This is a genomic window from Bartonella sp. AA56HLJMS, from assembly GCF_042197145.1.
Taxonomy (GTDB): domain Bacteria; phylum Pseudomonadota; class Alphaproteobacteria; order Rhizobiales; family Rhizobiaceae; genus Bartonella.
Genome location: NZ_JBHIRL010000121.1, coordinates 1 through 520 on the forward strand (window position 1 = coordinate 1; position 520 = coordinate 520).

Consider the following 520-nt stretch of genomic DNA (forward strand, 5'->3'; position numbering starts at 1 on the left):
ATTACCGCCCGATATAGAGGGCAGATATTTTACAATTAACCCCACAAAAAACGGATGTGGGAGCATCCGTTTGAAGCAGGAGCGAAACTTATGACAACCACACAAAAATGGGATCGCCATAGTATTTTAGCCGAGCTACGCCGCCGTAACATGACCTTGGCGGAGCTTGCGAAAGCATATCAACTCTCGTCATCCAGTGTTCAACATATCTGGACACGGTCTAACGAGAAAGCCGAACGCGCTATTGCCGATTTTATCGGTTTGCCCGTCGAGCAGGTTTTTAGCGACCGCTACCCCAAAAGTCGCCGTCGCATTTTTAAAGCAGCAAAACATGCCAATACAGATTCGGGTGCGCATTCTGCTTTGCGCGGTAATGCTGCTTGAACTTCGTTACACGGCTTTGCGTTTTTGCGCATTTGCCATGAATTTAAATACCATAAGATAAAAAGGTTTATCAATGTCTAAAGATCAGTACGAAATAGGCAAGATAAATTGCATAGAGTTGCATCATAGAACAGCC

General features: G+C 45.0%; 1 protein-coding gene. It reads left to right on the forward strand.

Annotation, left to right across the window (positions count from 1 at the left end; all coding sequences use genetic code 11):
• Positions 1 to 90 precede the first annotated feature (90 nt).
• Entirely contained in the window at positions 91 to 384 is a 294-nt protein-coding gene (locus ACFINI_RS10200; protein WP_375648066.1) for a helix-turn-helix domain-containing protein, read from the forward strand.
• Positions 385 to 520 lie beyond the last annotated feature (136 nt).

Bases quoted from the DNA above. Each gene is read 5' to 3' on its own strand.
- ACFINI_RS10200 (WP_375648066.1), top strand. From the start codon at position 91: ATGACAACCACACAAAAATGGGATCGCCATAGTATTTTAGCCGAGCTA.